Raw genomic sequence first — 17,769 nt, forward strand, 5'->3', positions numbered from 1 at the left:
AAATCCTAGAATACAAAATATTCAATCAATATTTCCCACAATATGAACAAATCAACGGCCACTGGCGGCACGCAAAGCATGCGCCGCGCCTTAGGGCTGCTGCGCGTGCTGGCGCAGCACCAGGAAGACGGCATCGACCTGCAGGGCGTGATGAACGCCACCGGGCTGGAACGCTCCACCGCGCACCGCCTGCTAAGCTGCCTGCTGGAAGAACAGTTCGCCGAACGCGACCACGGCAACCGGCGTTACCGCCTGGGCGTGGATTCCATGCAATTGGGGTTTGCCGCGCTGCGGCGCACGCCCTTGCTGGACGCGCTACGGCCCTTCGCGCAAAAGCTCGCGCGCCTGTCCGGCGACACCGTTTTCCTGGTGATCCGTCAGGGCGACTACGCCCTGTGCCTGTTGCGGGAAGCCGGGTCGTTCCCGGTGAAGGTGTTCACCATCGACCAGGGCGAACGCCGCCTGCTGGGGGTGGGCGCGGGCGGATTGGCGCTGATGGCCAGCCTGCCTGACGAGGACATCGCGTCGCTCTATGCCCGTCACGCGGCAAACTATGCGCAGATTGGCGTTACCAGCATTGGCCTGATGAAGGCCGTGAAGCAGACGCGCGCAGCGGGGTATTCCGAGATCGTGGACACGATCACACCGGGCGTGTCGGGCGTGGGGGTGGCGTTTCCGGTGTCGGAACTAACCTGGGTGGCGTTCAGCTTCGGGGCGATCAGCAGCCGGCTGGATGGCCCGCGCCGCCTGCAGATGGGCGCGCTGCTGCGCGCGGAATGCCTGGCGTGGGCCCAGGACTACCTGGGCCACGCCTGAGGCGGTGCGTTCCGACGCTGGCAACCGAAGCGGTCCGGGCAAGGCGCCCAAACCGTTCGGACTTTCCGGGCGGGATTCAGGTCGGCCTTGCGGACAGCCTTAAATGCGCTCGAAAATGGCGGCGATGCCTTGGCCGCCCCCAATGCACATCGTCACCAGCGCGTAGCGGCCGCCCACGCGCTGCAACTCGTGCAGCGCCTTGACGGTGATGATCGCGCCGGTGGCGCCGATGGGGTGCCCCAGGCCGATGCCGCTGCCGTTCGGGTTGACCTTGGCCGGGTCCAGCTTCAGCTCGCGCGACACGGCGCAAGCCTGCGCGGCGAAGGCTTCGTTGGCTTCAATGACATCCAACTGGTCCACGGTCAGGCCCGCGCGCTTAAGCGCCGCCTGCGTGGCCGGCACCGGGCCGATGCCCATGATGTCGGGATCGACGCCCGCATGCGCGTAGGCCACCAGACGGGCCAAGGGCTTGATGCCGCGCTTGGCGGCCACCGAGGCGTTCATCAGCACCACGGCGCCCGCGCCGTCGTTCAGGCCCGAGGCGTTACCCGCCGTGACCGTACCGTTTTCTTTCTGGAAGACCGGCTTGAGCGTGGCCATGGTGGCGGCCGAGACATCGCGGCGCACGTGCTCGTCGGTGTCGAATACCACTTCGCCCTTGCGCGTCTTCTGCACCACCGGCACGATCTGGTCGCGGAAATAGCCGGCGTCGATAGCGGCTGCCGCGCGGCGATGCGATTCGGCGGCCAACGCGTCCTGGTCCTGGCGGCTGATGCCGAACTTGGCCGCCACGTTCTCGGCAGTGACGCCCATGTGCATGCGGCCGAACGGATCCGACAAGGCGCCGGTCATCATGTCCAGCATGACGCTGTCGCCCATGCGGGCGCCCCAGCGCTGCGACGGCACGATGTAGGGCGCGCGGCTCATGCTTTCGGCGCCTGCGCCGATCGCGATTTCGGCGTCGCCCAGCAAGATGGTCTGGGCCGCCGACACGATGGCTTGCAGGCCCGAACCGCACAGCCGGTTAACGTTGAAGGCGGGCGTTTCCTTGGCGATGCCGGCGTTCATGGCGGCTACGCGCGACAGATACATGTCGCGCGGTTCGGTATTGATGACGTGGCCAACCGCAACATGGCCGACCTCGTCGCCCTTGACGCCGGCGCGTTCCAGCGCGGCGCGGATGACGGTGGCGCCCAGGTCGCACGGCGGCACGTCTTTCAGCGCGCCCCCGAAGTCGCCGATGGCGGTGCGGACAGCCGAAGCGACGATGACTTCATTCATGGTGTTTCCTCCTTGTAATGCGTTCCATCATACCGCCGGCCCGCCAGCCCCGGAACCGCCCAGGCCTCAAGCGCGTGGCTTGCGCGCGGCCCGCTGCGCGATGAAGGCGTCCACCGCCTGCGCATGCGCCGGGGTCTTGTGCGCCAGCGCCTGATACGCCGCCGACAACTCCAACAAGGTATCCAGCCGCACATGCTGGCTTTCGCGCAGCAGGCGCTTGGTCAGCCGCACCGCGTCGGGGGAATTCGCCGCCATGCGAGCGGCCAGCGCCCGCGCCGCGGACAGCAGTTCGACGGCCGGCACGACGCGCGACACGAGTCCCCATTCGCGCGCGGTACCCGCGTCGATGGCGTCCCCGGTGAACGACATCTCGGCCGCCCGCGCCGAGCCGATCAGCCGTGGCAGGAACCAGGCGCCCCCGTCCCCGGGGACGATCCCCAGTTTGACGAAACTCTCCGCGAACGTCGCCCCTTCCGCGGCGATGCGCACATCACACATGCAGGCCAGGTCGCAGCCCGCGCCGACGGCGGGGCCATTGACGGCGGCGATCGTGGGCACTTCCAGCGCATGCAGGGCCAGCGGCAGGCGCTGGATGCCGTGGCGGTATTCCTGGCGCAAGGCGGCGCTGCCGACCTCGGGGCCAATCTGCCGCTGCATGTCGTTGATGTTGCCGCCCGACGAGAACACATTGCCCGCCGCCGTCAGGATCAGCACGCGCACCGCGGGATCCCGTTCGATCCGCGCAAACGCGGCCAGCAACTGATCCACGATGCCGCTGCCCGTCAACGCGTTGCGCGTGGCCGGATCGTCCAGCGTCAGCGTCACGATGCCCTCCGGGCTCTGCTCGTAATGCACGAGTTCCGTCATGTCTTTCTCCTGATGTGCGCGTTATTGTTTCGGGATGCCGGCACGCTGGGCGGCCTGGTCCCATTTGCGGATTTCGTCGCGCTGGAACACACCGAGTTCCTTCGGCCCCACGGGAAACACTTCCCAGTTCGTGCGCGCCAGGAATTCGGCCGCGTCCGCGGTGCCGAATATTCCCAGCAGCACGCCGGCCAGCTTATCGATAATGGCCGCCGGCGTGCGGGCCGGCGCGAACGCCGCGGTCCAGTTCACCATGTAATAGCCTGGAAATCCCGATTCCTGCAACGTCGGCGTATCAGGTGCGCTCTTTAGCCGCGTATCTCCCGTAACCGCCAACAGCCGCATGCGGCCGCTCTGAACGAAAGGAATGACGGCGCCATAATCGGCGAACACGAAGTCCACCTGCCCGCCCGCAAGATCCGTCAACGCGGGGGCCGCGCCGCGATACGGCACGTGGTTGGCCTTGATGCCGCCCATGGCCAGAAACAACTCGGTGGCGATTTGATAGGACGCGCTGCCGCTGCCGAAATTCAGTTCTCCCGGCCGCTGACGCGCCGCGTTCACCAGATCCGCCACCGTCTTGTAGGGCGCATCGGCCTTGACCACCAGCGCCATTGCGCCGTAACCCAGGCGCGCCACCGGCGCGAAGTCGTTGACCGGGTCATAGGGCAGGTGCTTGAACATGGCCGCATTGGTCGCCACGGGCGAATTGCTGGCCAGCAACAGGGTGTAGCCATCGGGAGGCGCCACGGCGACGGCCTGCGCGGCGATGAAACTGTTGCCGCCGGGCCGGTTTTCCACCGTCACGGCCACGCCAAGCTTTTCTTCCATTTTCTTTGCAACATAGCGCGCATTGCTGTCGGTGCCGCTGCCCGGAGGAAACGACACAATCAGCCGAATGGGCTTGTCGGGGTAAGCGGCCTGGGCGGACGCCGCGGGCAGCGCCAGCCATGCGGCGCCCGCCAGCGCCAATAGGCGCATCAGCTTGATCATTGCTTGTCTCCTGTTGTTGTCGTCGCCGGGCGCGTTGGACGCGGCACGGCGCAGCAAGCAGCGTAGGCACACGGACAGGTGACGTCTAATATTAGTTTTTGAGCAAGCGATACCAACCTCGTATCAGTCGACGGCCGGCTGCCGATATGAGATTCGTATCAACTATCCAATAAATAATATTGGACGGCTGTCAGCGCGCGGCCTGATAGTGGCCGTGGACGCCCCGCTGCGGGGCCCCCGTTCGCTTCGGAGCGCCCATGATTGATACGCTGGAACTTACCGCCATCCCGCCCGAGGATGAAGCCTTGCGCACCGAGGTGCGCACCTTCCTGGCCGATGCCCTGGATGGGCTGGAACCCGACGAACGCGCGCGCTCATGGATGGGGTTCGACGCGGGGTTCAGCCGCCAGTTGGCCGAACGCGGCTGGCTGGGCCTGACCCTGCCGCGCGAGGTCGGCGGCGCGGCGCGCGGCCACTTCGCGCGTTTCGTGCTGTCGGAAGAACTGCTGGGCGCGGGCGCGCCGGTGTCGGCGCACTGGATCGCCGACCGCCAGAGCGCGCCGTTAATCCACAAGTACGGCACGGCCGCTCAGCAGGCGTTCTACCTGCCCCGAATCTGCCGCGCCGAGGCCTTCTTCTGCATCGGCATGAGCGAGCCGGGATCCGGCTCCGACCTGGCCAGCATCCGCTCGCGCGCGGAACCGTCGGCTGGCGGCTGGCGCCTGAACGGCAGCAAGATCTGGACGACCAACGCGCACCGTTCGCACTACATGATTGCGCTGGTGCGCACCTCCGGCACGGCCGACGACCGCCACCAAGGGCTGTCTCAACTGATCGTGGACCTGTCGTTGCCGGGCGTGTCCATCCGCCCCATCGAAGACCTGGCGGGCGATGCCCATTTTTCGGAGGTGTTCTTCGACAACGTCGAGCTGACGGCCGATGCGCTGATCGGCGAAGCGGGCGCAGGCTGGGCGCAAGTGAATGCCGAACTCGCGTTCGAACGCAGCGGCCCCGAACGCCTTTATTCCAGCATCGCGCTCTTGGAGTGCTGGCTGACGCATTGCCGGGCCCTGAGCGACGACGCCAGCAGCCGCGCAGCCCTGGGCAGCATCCTGTCGCAGATGGCGGTGCTGCGCGCCATGTCGCTGGCGGTGGCGGGCAAGCTGGCGGCCGGCGGCAGCCCCGCGACCGAGGCCGCGCTGGTCAAAGACCTGGGCACGGAACTGGAACAACTTATCCCCCGCCTGATCGGCGATGCGCTGGGCCGTCGTCCCGAGGTGCCGCCGCCGTTGCCGCTACTGCGCACGCTGGCGTACCTGGAACAGGTCAGCCCCACGTTTTCCTTGCGCGGCGGCACGCGCGAGATCCTGCGCGGCATCATCGCCCGCGGCCTTGGACTTCGATAAGGACGATCACCATGGATTCTCTGCTTGGCGACGCCGCCGAACGCCTGTTCGCGCAAACCTGCACGCCCGCGGTGGTTCGCGGCATCGAGCAAGGCCAACCGGCAGCCGCGGCCTGGCAGGCCTGCGAAGACGCCGGCTTTGCCGACGCGCTGGTGCCTGAAACGCAGGGCGGCGCCGGGCTGGACCTGCCCGAAGCGCTGCCGGTGGTCTTGGCGGCCGGCCGTCATCTTTGCCCCTATCCTATCGCCCACACCATGTTGGCCCGCGCCTGGCTTGCCCGCATGGGGCGGCCCCGGCCGGCGGGCGCTATCGCCCTCGCGCCGCACGGCCTTGCGATCCAGGGCAAGCGGGTGACAGGCGCCAGCGTTCCCTGGATCCGCGCCGCCGACCACATACTGGCACAGGTCAATGGGCAGGTCTGGCTGTTGGCCACATCCGCCGGCCACGCGCAGCCGAACGGCGTGCACGGCAGCCTGGACGGCGATGCGGGGTGGGCGTTGGCGGACGCGCAATGCCTGGGCAACGGCAGCCCGCTGGACGAGCTCGCGGCCGCCGCCTATGCCGGCCTCATGGCTGGCGCCATGGAGCGCGTCCTGACGCTGACGCTGGATTACGCCAACACGCGCGCGCAGTTCGGCAAACCCATCGGCCGCTTCCAGGCCGTGCAGCAACAGATCAGCGTGATGGCCGAGCAGGTCTGGGCCGCACGCATGGCCGCGCAGTTGGCGTTCCAGGGCCAGGGCGGATTGCCGCAAGCGATGCTGGCCGCCTTGGGCAAAGCGCGCGCCAGCCAGGCCGCGCCGATGGTCGCGGATATCGCACACGCGGTGCATGGCGCCATCGGCGTCACCGCGGAATACGACTTGCAGCTGTACACCCGGCGCCTGCGCGAGTGGCGGCTGGCGGGCGGATCGGAATCCCATTGGCACGAACGCATTGGCGCCCACGCGCTGGGCAGTGGCGCAGACGCGCTGACCTACCTGCGCACGACGCTGTGCGGGGCGGCATGACGCGCTGATACCGAAGGGATAGCACGGATGCCGCCGCCGATACGCGCACCGTATCATCCAGGGCAATCTTCACCCCGGGTCGCCCTCATGGATTTCCGTCATCTACAGCAGTTCCTGGTTCTTGCCGAGACGCTGAACTTCCACCGCGCGGCGGAAAAGCTGCATATGTCGCAGCCCCCGCTGTCGGTCTCGATCCGCAAGCTTGAAGACATGGTGGGCGTGCCGCTGTTCGTGCGCGGACGCCAGGGCGTGCAACTGACCGAAGCCGGCTTGGCCGCCCTGGACGAAGCGCGCCGCGCGCTGTTCCATGCCGAGCAGTTCAAGCTGGCCGCGCGCGCCGGCGCGGCAGGCGAAGGCGGCACGGTGCGCATCGGCTTCGTCGGGTCGGCCACGCACGGCATCCTGCCGCGCATCCTGCCCTTGTTCCGCCAGCGCTATCCTGGCGTGACCGTCCTGCTGCGCGAAGCAACGTCGATCCGCATCATGCAGGACCTGGCGGACGAGGCATTCATCATGTACACCGCGACCGAGGCGGCCGGATTGCGCATGGCGGCGATCAACGCTTGCCAACTACGCGGCTTCACGCCTCGCATCACGCAGGAAGCGGTGCAAGTGCAGACACTGCTCAGTCTGGTGGAAAGCGGTTTAGGCGTGGCGCTGGTGCCCGCCGGCAGCCGGCGCCATCCGGGGCCCAACGTCGTCTATAAAACGCTGGCCGACTTTCCCGCCGATGCGTCCATCGGCATATCGCTGGCATGGAATCCCGACACGGAACGCAGCGCGGCGCGCAACCTGCGCGAGATGGCCAGCCAGGCATTCCGCGACAAGCCTGCCAAATATCCGGCGCCGCGCTTGCGGCAAGGTGGCCGGCAGGCTTAGGATGGAGCATGGTCGCGCCATGACGCCCCGCGGGGCTGGGGTGGCGGCGCGCGGCCCACGTTTGAACCTTGCAAGCGATTCGGGAGCACATCGTGAAGACAGTTGCTGAGATTCTCAGGGAAAAGCCGAACCCCTCCGTCGTGACGGTTTCACCGGATTCATCGGTGTACGACGCCATCAAGACCATGGCCGAACGCAGTATCGGCGCGGTCGTCGTCGTCCAGGGCGATACCGTGCTGGGCATGCTGTCCGAGCGCGACTACGCCCGCAAGGTCGTCTTGCAGGACCGATCATCGCGCAGCACGAAGGTGCGCGACATCATGACGGACTCGGTCTATTACGTGGGGCCTGGCGATACGCGGGAACACTGTATGGCCATGATGACGGAACGGCACTTTCGCCATCTTCCGGTCATCGACAACGAAAAACTGATTGGCCTGCTGTCCATTGGCGATCTGGTCAAGGACGTCATGAGCGAGCAGAAGTTCATCATTCACGAACTGGAACGCTACATCAGCGGCGGCCACGCCTGACCTTCGTTGGCCACGAACCTGGCAGGCGCGGGCTAGCCCGCCGCCAGGATCCGCGCCGCCGGCACGATCAGCCCCAAGCCAGCGGCCAGCAGCAGCAAGAACACCATGCGCTTGATGGTCTTCATCGAGCCCGCCGTGCCGTACCGGCGCGCCACCCAGGTCACGCCGATCACGACCGGAAACGCCTGCACGCTCAGCCAGAACGACGACGCCATGAACGCCCCCTGCCCGGTCACCAGGCCCAGGCGCACCACGGCGTTCAGCGAAAACAGCACTAGCAGGCTGTTGCGAATGGACGCCAGCGGCAAGGGCTGGCGATACAAGTGATAAACCATCGGCGGCCCGGCACTTGAGAACAAACCGCCCAGCACGCCCGATATCCCGCCGAAGAACACGAAAGACGCCTTGGACGACAGCCGCTCCAGCGGCTTGGCGCGCGCCACCAGCAACACGGCGCAAGCCAGGATCGTGACGCCCAGCAGTAATTGCAAGAGCACGGTCGTCGACCCGCTGATCCAGGTCAGCACGGCCACGCCCACGCCCACGCCGACCAGGCTGGCGATCATGGCCGGGCCCATCAGCGACCAGTTCACCTGCGGTTTGGCGCGCGCCAGGGTCACCGCGGCGTTAACCAACGACAGCACGCTGACCACGTTCGCGACTTCCGACACCGACGCCAGCTGAAACACGCCAGACAGCCCCAACAGCACAAGCCCGAACGCGAAGCCGGTCATGGTCTGGGCATACGTGGCAAGTGCCACGCAGGCCAGGAAAAGGAGATGTTCAGTGAGGCTCATGCGTTGAGAATTCGGGGGCAGCGGCACGCATGGCGTTCGCTGCGCGGGGGCTGTCCAAGGCGGCGATGATATCACCGGGGTACATGCCCTTCCGGTCGCCGCAGCCCGCGTCTGACCACATATCTTGTCACAAATGGAAGCGTCCCCGAACCTGTCCCCTTCGGACTGCCGCTATCCTTGCCGCCCTGTCAGTCCTAGCCGGTAAGCCCTTGCCTGAATGACGCCTAAACAGACCACGATCAATACCGTGACCCTGACCTGCTCCACGTGCGGCAGCGCTCAGTTCACCAAATTGGCCTCCAATGAATACCGATGCAATCACTGCCACGCCTTGACGCTGGTGGAGGATGATGTCGCCCAGCGCCTCGAGAAGATCCTGCGGGGCATGCAACAGCCTCAGCAGCCGCCTCAGGTCAAGCCCGGCGTCCTGACGGCCATCGGGCTGGCGGTGGCTGCGGTGATCGCCATCCCCCTGGTGGCCGCTTTATTGAGCCCAGGCCGTTCCTCGCCGCCGCCGCGCTTGGTTCAGGAACCGCCGATCGATGCCTCATTGGTCAAGCTGACCGATGTGCGCGAAACGCAGGTCCACGGCCGCAAGCAACTGGTCATGCTGATGCGCAACGAGTCCGGCAAGAAGATCGACACGCCCCGCGTGAACGCCACGTTCTTTCAGGGTGAAATGACGCTGTCGTCGTCGATGGTCTCGCCGTCGACGCACACCTTGCAGCCCGGCGAATATGCCCCCGTGCTGATCTCGGTGCCGGACAAGGCCTATAGCCGCTACGCGCTGGAGGTCGCCACGCCGTCGCCCGCGCGCGGCAAGACCAATGATGTCGTGTCCAGCAAGGTGCAGTTGGTGCGCAACGACGGCGCATACCGGCTGGTCGGGCTGCTGAAGAACCAGGGCGCGAGGGAGGCCAACAGCACCCAGATCACCGTCATTCTGTACGGCGACGACGGCGCGATGATCGGCACCGGCATCGGCTACGCCACGGCCAGCCCGCTGGCGCCCGGCGCGTTGACGTCGTTCGACGCGCGCTGCGAAATGTTCGGCGACGGCAACGTCGCGTCCTACGATTACATGGTGCAAAGTGAAAGCTGACCGCCTCGAAGGCAAACCCCTCTCCTGGCCAGCCAAGGCCGGGCTGGTGCTGATCATCCTGGCCGCGATCGGTTTCGCCCTGTACCAGCACACCGCGCTGGGCCCCTGGGCCGCGCAGAAGTTCGCCCAGAAAGCCGCGCCGCCAACCACGCCCCCGGCCAAAGAAGCCCCGCCCAAAGAAGTGGGCCCCGCCAGCCGCATCGTGCGGGTCAGCCCGGCCAATATCCGGGTCATCGACCAGGTTCGTTTGACCACCGAAGAGTTGCTGGACCCGGATTTCGCCCTGTTCGACCCCAAGGCGTTCAGCCTGTCGGCGCCGCGCCGGCTGCTGGACGAGATTGAGCGCCCCGTCCTGTATGCCGAAGTCGTCAACACCAGCGACCGTTACGTCGCCTTGTCGCCACGGGTGAAGATCGCCGTGTTCGAGGGATCGCGAGCGGTGGACCTGCGCCAGGACTGGCCGCTGCCCACCCATCTGTACCCGGGCGAAAGGGTGACGGTGGCGCTGCCCGGCGGCCGCTATGAACGCGTGACCGAGATCAAGCCGGACTGGTTGCCCGCCAAACGCGCCGCCCTGCCTGGCCCGCGACCGAAGCTGGCTGTCTCCGTCGAGAACACCGAAGCCAACGTCGGCACCGGCACCCTTAATTTCACCTACCGGTACCGTTACAAATACGTCACCGTCCAGGGCCGGGTACGCAATGACGACCAGGCAGAGGTTGACAACGTGCGTGTCTGGATCACCCTGTACGACGCCCAAAACCAGGTGTCCGGCGCCACGTTCAAGGAACTGCGGCTGCCCAAGTTGAAGCCGGGCGAAAGCGCCCCGTTCGAAGTCCAGGTCAAGCAACATGGGGGCAATTTCGCCCGGGTGGGCCTGGTCTACGACGCCACGGCTCGCTAAGCCAGGCAAGGCGCGGCCTGCGGGCGCGCCCGACGAGAAAGGCGGCTCGCAAGGCCGCCTTTTGCTTGCCCGCCCCGCACCCAGGCCCTACCCGCCGTCTCTCGTAAGCAACAGCTATCAACCCAAGTCTTATATAAGATATAAGACATTTGCTTGCCTCCCCGTCTTCCCTCTACAATTCCGTCAACAACCCTTCTTCCAACCCGACTTTGAGCAGGCCTCACATGCTGGATAACTACCGCCAACACGTTGCCGAACGCGCGGCTCTGGGGATCCCCCCGCTGCCCCTTACGGCTAAACAAACCGCTGAACTGATCGAACTGCTGAAGAACCCGCCCGCTGGCGAGGAGCAGAACCTAGTCGAACTGCTGACCTTCCGTGTGCCGGCCGGCGTGGACGACGCCGCCAAGGTCAAGGCGTCCTACCTGGCCGCCGTAGCGCTGGGCAAGGAAGCTTGTGCGCTGATCAGCCGTGCCAAGGCGACGCAACTGCTGGGCACGATGCTCGGCGGCTACAACATTGGCCCGCTGGTCGATCTGCTGGATGACGCGGAAATCGGCACCATCGCCGCCGATGCGCTGAAAAAGACCCTGCTGATGTTCGACGCCTTCCACGACGTGAAGGAAAAGGCCGACCGCGGCAACGCCAACGCCAAGTCCGTGCTGCAAAGCTGGGCCGACGCCGAATGGTTCACCAGCCGTCCGGAACTGCCGGAAAGCCTGACCATCACCGTCTTCAAGGTGCCTGGCGAAACCAACACCGACGACCTGTCGCCGGCGCCCGACGCCACGACCCGCCCCGACATCCCGATGCACGCCCTGGCGATGCTGAAGAACAAGCGCGACGGCGCGGCGTTCGAACCGGAAGAAGACGGCAAGCGCGGCCCGGTCAAGTTCATTGAATCGCTGAAGGAAAAGGGCCACCTGGTCGCCTATGTGGGCGACGTGGTCGGTACGGGTTCGTCGCGCAAGTCCGCCACCAACTCGGTGCTGTGGTTCACGGGCGAAGACATCCCGTTTGTGCCGAACAAGCGCTTTGGCGGCGTTTGCCTGGGCAACAAGATCGCTCCGATTTTCTACAACACGATGGAAGACGCCGGCGCCCTGCCGATCGAACTCGACGTGTCGAAGATGGAAATGGGCGACGTGGTCGAACTGCGCCCCTACGATGGCAAGGCGTTGAAGAACGGCGAAGTCATCGCCGAATTCGAAGTGAAGTCCGACGTGCTGTTCGACGAAGTGCGCGCCGGCGGCCGCATTCCGCTGATCATCGGCCGTGGCCTGACCAGCAAGGCGCGTGAAGCGCTGGGCCTGGCGCCGTCGACGCTGTTCCGCCTGCCGAAGAATCCGGTCGATACCGGCCGCGGCTACACGCTGGCCCAGAAGATGGTCGGCCGCGCCTGCGGCCTGCCGGAAGGCACGGGCATCCGCCCGGGCACCTACTGCGAACCGAAGATGACCTCGGTCGGCAGCCAGGACACCACCGGCCCGATGACCCGCGACGAACTGAAAGACCTGGCTTGCCTGGGCTTCTCGGCCGACCTGGTGATGCAGTCGTTCTGCCACACCGCCGCCTACCCGAAGCCCGTGGACGTCAAGACGCACCACACGCTGCCGGAATTCATCAGCACCCGCGGCGGCATCTCGCTGCGCCCGGGCGATGGCGTGATCCACTCGTGGCTGAACCGCATGCTGTTGCCCGACACCGTCGGCACCGGCGGCGACTCGCACACCCGCTTCCCCATCGGCATCTCGTTCCCCGCCGGTTCGGGCCTGGTGGCCTTTGCCGCCGCCACGGGCGTGATGCCCCTGGACATGCCGGAATCGGTGCTGGTCCGCTTCAAGGGCAAGCTGCAGCCTGGCGTCACCCTGCGCGACCTGGTCAACGCCATCCCGCTGTACGCCATCAAGCAAGGCCTGCTGACGGTCGCCAAACAAGGCAAGAAGAACATCTTCTCGGGCCGCATCCTTGAAATCGAGGGCCTGCCCGACCTGAAGGTCGAACAAGCCTTCGAACTGTCGGACGCCTCCGCGGAACGTTCGGCCGCTGGCTGCTCGGTGCACCTGAACAAGGAACCGATCATCGAATACATCAACAGCAACATCGTGATGTTGAAGTGGATGATCGCCAACGGCTACGAAGACGAGCGCACGCTGGGCCGCCGCATCAAGGCCATGGAAGCCTGGCTGGCGGATCCCCAGCTGCTGGCTCCGGACACCGACGCCGAATACGCCGCCGTCATCGACATCGACCTGGCCGACGTGCATGAGCCCATCGTGGCCTGCCCGAACGACCCGGACGACGTCAAGACGCTGTCGGAAGTCGCCGGCGCCAAGATCGACGAAGTGTTCATCGGCAGCTGCATGACCAACATCGGCCACTTCCGCGCAGCGTCCAAGCTGCTGGAAGGCAAGCGCGACATCCCGGTCAAGCTGTGGGTGGCCCCGCCGACCAAGATGGATGCCACGCAGTTGACCGAAGAAGGCCACTACGGCGTCTTCGGCACGGCCGGCGCGCGCACTGAAATGCCGGGCTGCTCGCTGTGCATGGGCAACCAGGCACAAGTGCGCGAAGGCGCGACCGTAATGTCGACCAGCACCCGCAACTTCCCGAACCGCCTGGGCAAGAACACGAACGTGTACCTGGGCTCGGCCGAACTGGCCGCCATCTGCTCGAAGCTGGGCCGGATTCCCACCAAGGACGAATACATGGCCGATATGGGCGTCATCAACAAGAGCGGCGACCAGATCTACCAGTACCTGAACTTCGACAAGATCGCCGACTACAAAGACGTGGCGGACGTGATCGAGGTCTAAGCCTCGAACGCCAGCCAGGCCTTGTTGCCTGCACGACGGCCCCGGAGCAATCCGGGGCCGTTTTTCTTTGGACTACGCGGCGGGTTCGGACGTCATGGGTCCGGGCGCGCGGATTTGGGCGTGGTGGATTCGGGCGCCACGAGTTCAACCCGCTTGCAGAAATTTCGGGGCCGGAACTTTTTCAACGATACGTTTTCATACAATCGCGCTACCTTGTGACACTTTGCCTAACCGGCGCGGCTGGCCGCCTGCGCCCCTTTTCTGGAGGACGCCTGCCAATGACCCGGCTTTTGCTGCCGCCGCTGCTACTGCTGGCGCTTGCCGGTTGCGCCACGGCGCCGCCATCCAACCCCGAGAACATTTGCGCGATCTTCCGCGAAAAGCCGGATTGGCACGATGCCGCCCTGAAAGTACAGAAGAAATGGGGCGCCCCCGTGCCGGTGCCGATGGCCATGATGTACCAGGAGTCCTCGTTCAAGCAGGACGCCGTGCCGCCCCGCTACTACTTTCTGGGCATCATTCCGTGGGGCCGCGTCAGCTCCGCCTACGGCTATGCGCAGGCCAAGGACGAGACCTGGGCCGACTATAAGAACGACGCCGGCGGCTGGGGCGCCAGCCGCGACAACTTCGCGGACGCGCTGGATTTCATGGGCTGGTACATGAGCAAGTCGCAGCGCATCAATGGCGTGTCCAAGTGGGACGCCTACGGCCAGTACCTGAACTACCACGAAGGTTGGACGGGCTACCGCAACCGTAGCTTCGACCGCAAGGCATGGCTGAAGACGGTATCGCAGAAAGTGCAGGCTCGCGCGGACAAGTTCACGTCGCAATACAAGAGCTGCGAGGCCGACCTGACCAGGGGGGGATGGTTCTGGTAGGACCGGGTCGTTCCCAGCAAAAACCCCGGCGCCAGGCCGGGGTTTTTCATCATGCCGCTTATAAGCCGGACGGGATCAGAAATCCATGCTGGCCGACAGCAGGAACGTGCGCGGGCCGCCCAGCACCAGGTAGCCGTTGCCGGGGTATCCGCCCACCGACGACCAGTAGTTGCGGTTGGCGATGTTCTCGACGCGAGCGCGCAAGGTCACGACATGGCCGTCGATGTCCGTCATGTAGCGCAGGCCGGCATCGAAACGGGTCCAGCCCGGCACCTTGAGGGTGTTGGCATCGTTCGCGTAGGACGAACCGGTGTAGACGACGCGGCCGTCCACGGCCAGGCCCTGCACGCCGGGAATATCCCATTCCACGCCCATGTTGGCCTGGAAGCGCGGCACGCCGATCACGCGGTTGCCGTCCAGCGAAGCCGTGCCGGTCGAGCGCTGCTCGGCATCCAGCCACGTCAAGCCGCCCAGCACGCGCACGCTCTTGATCGGTTCACCATACACGGTCAGTTCCGCGCCCTGGTGCCGGTCCTTGCCCGAGGTGGTCAGCTCGTTGCTGGCGTTGTACATGGCGCGCGGCTTGTCGGTGGAGAAGAGCGCCAACCCGGCGCCCAGGCCATCGCCTTCGTACTTCACGCCGATTTCCTTCTGCTTGGAAACATACGGCTGCAGGCTCTGGCCCGCGTTCGGTACTGGAAGGCCCCCTGCCATGCCAGGCGCCGTGGGACCAGCCACCAGAGCCTCAATGTAGTTTGCATATAACGATACGCTCGGCGCAACCTTGAAGACGATGCCAGCCGCGGGGGAATTTCGGCTAGCGTCATAAGCGCCCGTTTCAGCGCCAGTGGTGTAAGAATAATCACGCTGCGATAAACGCTGATGCCGAATCCCTAAGGTCAGGAGCACCTTGCCGTCTAACACAGACATGGTGTCACCAAAGGCAAAACTACTCATTTTTGTTCTGCCCTGCAGTAACGGGTTATCAAGCTCCCCGCCCGGGTTTCCTACCGGATTAATGTACGGCTTGTCATACGAAATCGGGTCATAGATGTTGGTCGGATTCGCAGAACCGACCAAGTAGGCGTTTTTCTTCTTCAATTGGAAGAACGACGCCGAAGTGACAAATTCGTGGCTAATTGGCCCCGTACGCAATTTAGCCCGCAACCCGAACTCTCCCGTATCCACAGAGTCTTCGCGCGTATTGTCAAAACGAGAAAATGTGCCCGCGCCCGTGCTGCCGTTGGTAAGCGTCACATTGCCGAGCGAATTTGCCTCGTCGCTGCGGCGGAAGCCATAGGCTGCCCAACCGGTCAGCTTTTCACTGAAATCATGCTCGGCGCGCAACGTACCAAATACATCGCGTTCGTTTGAGTATGACCACGGTTGCGCATAGTTCGAACTGGCGTCCGGAGCATCGGGAACGGTTGTTACAGGAGCGCGTGTGGTACCGAGCGTCACGTTCGGACGCGCCCGCTTCAGTTTGTTTTCCTGCCAACCAATATCACCGGACAGCCGCGTATCGGCCGAACGCCAATCCAGGCCCAATGACACCAGGCTGGTGCGCGAGTGCTCGTCATCGATGCCCGTATCGCCGCTGCGCTGTGCGGCGTTCAGGCGAATGCCGGTGCTGTCGTCCGGACCAAAGCGGCGGGCGATGTCGGTCGACAGCTGAAACTGGCCGCCGCTTGCAATACCCGTGGTCACGCGGGTCAACGGCTCGTTCGGGGCGCGCTTGGGCACCAGGTTGATCACGCCGCCGATGCCGCCGCCGCTTGGCGTGGCGCCGGTGAGAAACGCCGATGCGCCGCGCAGCACTTCCACGCGCTCGAACAGTTCGGTGGCGATGTACTGGCGGGGCAGCAAGCTGTACAGGCCGTTGTAGGCCACGTCGTCGGAACTCAGGATAAAGCCGCGGATGAAGTACGACTCCTGGAAGTTGCCGAAGCCACGCGCCACGCGCACGCCGGCATCGTTCTGCAACACATCACCCACGCTGCGGGCCTGCTTGTCCTGGATCAGCTCGTTCGTATAGCTGGTGATGCTGAACGGCGTGCTCAGGTTGTCTTGCGTGCCCAGCACGCCGACGCGGCCGCCGCTGGCCACCTGCCCGCCCGCGAAAGGAGCGGCAAGGCCGCCGGCCGACGCATCGGCGCTGGCTTCGACCTTGATGGCTTCCATCGATACGACGGAGCCGTTGGCGGCGGCGGGTGGGGTTTCGGGGGAGGTTTGACCGTAGGCAACGCCCAGGCACGGCAGCGTAGCAGCCATGCAGGCAAGAGTTCTGATTTTCATATCGGGATACGAGAGGCAAGAGAAGCGCGTCGTTGCGCAAAGAAACGCAAAATCCCGGTGAGTTCACGCACGGAATCTTGTGGTCTTACGCAGGAAATGGTATCAAACAGAGAATCATTCTCATTCCGTCCCCAATATAGAAAGCCAGATTGTTGCTTGTACGCAACAGAATCCCATCCGGGCTGCCAGTCAGGCCGCCTGGCCCTGCGGCATCTGCCCGAACTCCCCGGCTTCATAGGCGGCCAGCGCACGGGTCAGGGCGCGTTGGCTGGCCATCACGACCGCACCGTGGCGAAAAACAGGTTCGTCCACGGCCGGACCCGCGGTCAACACGTAGTGAACCGGTGCCTTCCCCGCCATCAGCAGCAACACGCCCTCGTCGTCGGCCAACGGCGCGGATGCCGCCAACGCGGCGCCGGCAGGCAGCACGGCAAAGTCGGGATCCCCGCCTTGCCGCTTCGGCAAAGGCGGCGCCCCACTCAAGCGGTGCCGGGCGCGCACGCCCAATTCCCCTTGCACCGAGTAGACCCAGGCGTTCCAGCCGGGCGGCAACGGCAACAGTTGCGTCGCGCCCGGGCGTAGCCAGCCATCCAGAATCATCAGGGCCTCGGGGGTGGCCAGCGGCGACTGCCAGCCGCCATGGTTGCCCGCCACGACGCGGACGCGGCCGGCGTCCGTTTGAATGACTGGCATCTCCCAGGCGCGAAGCAGCGAGACCGCCGGAGACAGCGACTTCAGCCTATCCGGCAGATTCAGGCCGATGCGCAGGCCGTTCAAGTGTCCCGGCCCCACGAGCTGCTGCGTCGTCAGGATGCCTGCGCCCGCCACGGTCCAGTGCAGGTCGCCTGCCCGCGCCTCGAGCACGCTGCCTGGGCTGTCCTTGCATCGCATGACGCCGTTGGCGTCTTCCAGCAACAGCGTGGCCATGCACAGGCCCGCATGCGGCTGCGGCGGCGCGGCCATCGTCCTGTTCATGATGAAGTGCTCCACCATGACGACGGGCGACGGGCTATGGGAAAAATCGGTGTGCAGAAACGCGCGCAGCGTGCAGGCGTCGCCCGCCGATTGGGGCTGGCTGGCCACGACGTTACTGAGATGGATAGTCAAAAAATGCTGCCTGATGAGGGAGTGGCACCAGGGCCAGCATGTGCGGAATGGTAGCGTCTTTCCGCACATGCAGGCCTTAGCTGACGCG

General features: G+C 65.2%; 15 protein-coding genes. 9 read left to right on the forward strand and 6 right to left on the reverse strand.

Annotated features, from left to right (window positions below):
* Nucleotides 1-42 precede the first annotated feature (42 nt).
* The gene (locus tag ACI0FO_RS08840) at nucleotides 43-816 is read left to right on the forward strand and encodes an IclR family transcriptional regulator (RefSeq protein WP_416025904.1); all 774 of its coding nucleotides are present in this window, start codon (nucleotides 43-45) and stop codon (nucleotides 814-816) included.
* Nucleotides 817-915: 99 nt separating this feature from the next.
* Here ACI0FO_RS08840 and bktB read toward each other — a convergent pair whose 3' ends face one another.
* The 3 genes from bktB to ACI0FO_RS08855 form a co-directional block, all read right to left on the reverse strand.
* On the reverse strand, nucleotides 916-2,097 hold the full coding sequence (gene bktB / locus ACI0FO_RS08845) for a beta-ketothiolase BktB (RefSeq protein ID WP_105556551.1): 1,182 nt from the start codon (nucleotides 2,095-2,097) through the stop codon (nucleotides 916-918).
* Nucleotides 2,098-2,163: 66 nt separating this feature from the next.
* On the reverse strand, nucleotides 2,164-2,964 hold the full coding sequence (locus ACI0FO_RS08850; RefSeq protein WP_416025906.1) for a crotonase/enoyl-CoA hydratase family protein: 801 nt from the start codon (nucleotides 2,962-2,964) through the stop codon (nucleotides 2,164-2,166).
* Nucleotides 2,965-2,985: 21 nt separating this feature from the next.
* Nucleotides 2,986-3,954 (reverse strand): Bug family tripartite tricarboxylate transporter substrate binding protein, encoded by a 969-nt coding sequence (locus ACI0FO_RS08855; protein ID WP_416025907.1) that lies wholly within the window; start codon nucleotides 3,952-3,954, stop codon nucleotides 2,986-2,988.
* 257 nt (nucleotides 3,955-4,211) lie between these two features.
* Between ACI0FO_RS08855 and ACI0FO_RS08860 the strand changes: the two genes are divergently transcribed.
* The 4 genes from ACI0FO_RS08860 (at nucleotide 4,212) to ACI0FO_RS08875 (ending at nucleotide 7,782) form a co-directional block, all read left to right on the forward strand.
* Nucleotides 4,212-5,360, forward strand: coding sequence for an acyl-CoA dehydrogenase family protein (locus ACI0FO_RS08860; RefSeq protein ID WP_416025909.1), 1,149 nt, complete (start codon nucleotides 4,212-4,214; stop codon nucleotides 5,358-5,360).
* Between the two features lie 11 nt (nucleotides 5,361-5,371).
* Entirely contained in the window at nucleotides 5,372-6,370 is a 999-nt protein-coding gene (locus tag ACI0FO_RS08865; RefSeq protein WP_416025910.1) for an acyl-CoA dehydrogenase family protein, read from the forward strand.
* An 87-nt stretch (nucleotides 6,371-6,457) separates the two neighbouring features.
* Nucleotides 6,458-7,249, forward strand: a complete 792-nt coding sequence (locus tag ACI0FO_RS08870) for a LysR family transcriptional regulator (protein WP_416025912.1) — start codon at nucleotides 6,458-6,460, stop codon at nucleotides 7,247-7,249.
* Nucleotides 7,250-7,341: 92 nt separating this feature from the next.
* A complete protein-coding gene (locus ACI0FO_RS08875) occupies nucleotides 7,342-7,782 on the forward strand; it encodes a CBS domain-containing protein (protein ID WP_105556557.1) in 441 nt (146 codons plus the stop codon).
* A 32-nt stretch (nucleotides 7,783-7,814) separates the two neighbouring features.
* Here the strand turns inward: ACI0FO_RS08875 and ACI0FO_RS08880 are convergent, their stop codons facing one another.
* Nucleotides 7,815-8,579, reverse strand: a complete 765-nt coding sequence (locus ACI0FO_RS08880) for a TSUP family transporter (protein ID WP_416025915.1) — start codon at nucleotides 8,577-8,579, stop codon at nucleotides 7,815-7,817.
* Between the two features lie 217 nt (nucleotides 8,580-8,796).
* Between ACI0FO_RS08880 and ACI0FO_RS08885 the strand changes: the two genes are divergently transcribed.
* The 4 genes from ACI0FO_RS08885 to ACI0FO_RS08900 all read left to right on the forward strand — a co-directional run bounded on the left by ACI0FO_RS08885 (nucleotide 8,797) and on the right by ACI0FO_RS08900 (nucleotide 14,279).
* Nucleotides 8,797-9,681, forward strand: coding sequence for an FxLYD domain-containing protein (locus ACI0FO_RS08885; protein ID WP_416025916.1), 885 nt, complete (start codon nucleotides 8,797-8,799; stop codon nucleotides 9,679-9,681).
* A complete protein-coding gene (locus ACI0FO_RS08890; RefSeq protein WP_416025918.1) occupies nucleotides 9,671-10,585 on the forward strand; it encodes an FxLYD domain-containing protein in 915 nt (304 codons plus the stop codon). Before ACI0FO_RS08885 ends, ACI0FO_RS08890 begins: the two co-directional genes overlap by 11 nt.
* Nucleotides 10,586-10,809: 224 nt before the next feature.
* Nucleotides 10,810-13,401, forward strand: a complete 2,592-nt coding sequence (gene acnB, locus ACI0FO_RS08895; RefSeq protein WP_416025920.1) for a bifunctional aconitate hydratase 2/2-methylisocitrate dehydratase — start codon at nucleotides 10,810-10,812, stop codon at nucleotides 13,399-13,401.
* Between the two features lie 278 nt (nucleotides 13,402-13,679).
* Nucleotides 13,680-14,279, forward strand: a complete 600-nt coding sequence (locus ACI0FO_RS08900) for a hypothetical protein (protein ID WP_105556562.1) — start codon at nucleotides 13,680-13,682, stop codon at nucleotides 14,277-14,279.
* Between the two features lie 75 nt (nucleotides 14,280-14,354).
* Here ACI0FO_RS08900 and ACI0FO_RS08905 read toward each other — a convergent pair whose 3' ends face one another.
* Nucleotides 14,355-16,574 carry a TonB-dependent receptor gene (locus tag ACI0FO_RS08905; protein WP_416025922.1) on the reverse strand — a complete coding sequence of 740 codons (2,220 nt, stop codon included), beginning with the start codon at nucleotides 16,572-16,574 and terminating at the stop codon, nucleotides 14,355-14,357.
* A 189-nt stretch (nucleotides 16,575-16,763) separates the two neighbouring features.
* Nucleotides 16,764-17,681 carry a pirin-like C-terminal cupin domain-containing protein gene (locus ACI0FO_RS08910; protein WP_416025924.1) on the reverse strand — a complete coding sequence of 306 codons (918 nt, stop codon included), beginning with the start codon at nucleotides 17,679-17,681 and terminating at the stop codon, nucleotides 16,764-16,766.
* Nucleotides 17,682-17,769: the final 88 nt, after the last annotated feature.

The sequence above is a fragment of the Achromobacter marplatensis genome (genome assembly GCF_049060505.1).
Taxonomy (GTDB): domain Bacteria; phylum Pseudomonadota; class Gammaproteobacteria; order Burkholderiales; family Burkholderiaceae_B; genus Achromobacter; species Achromobacter marplatensis_A.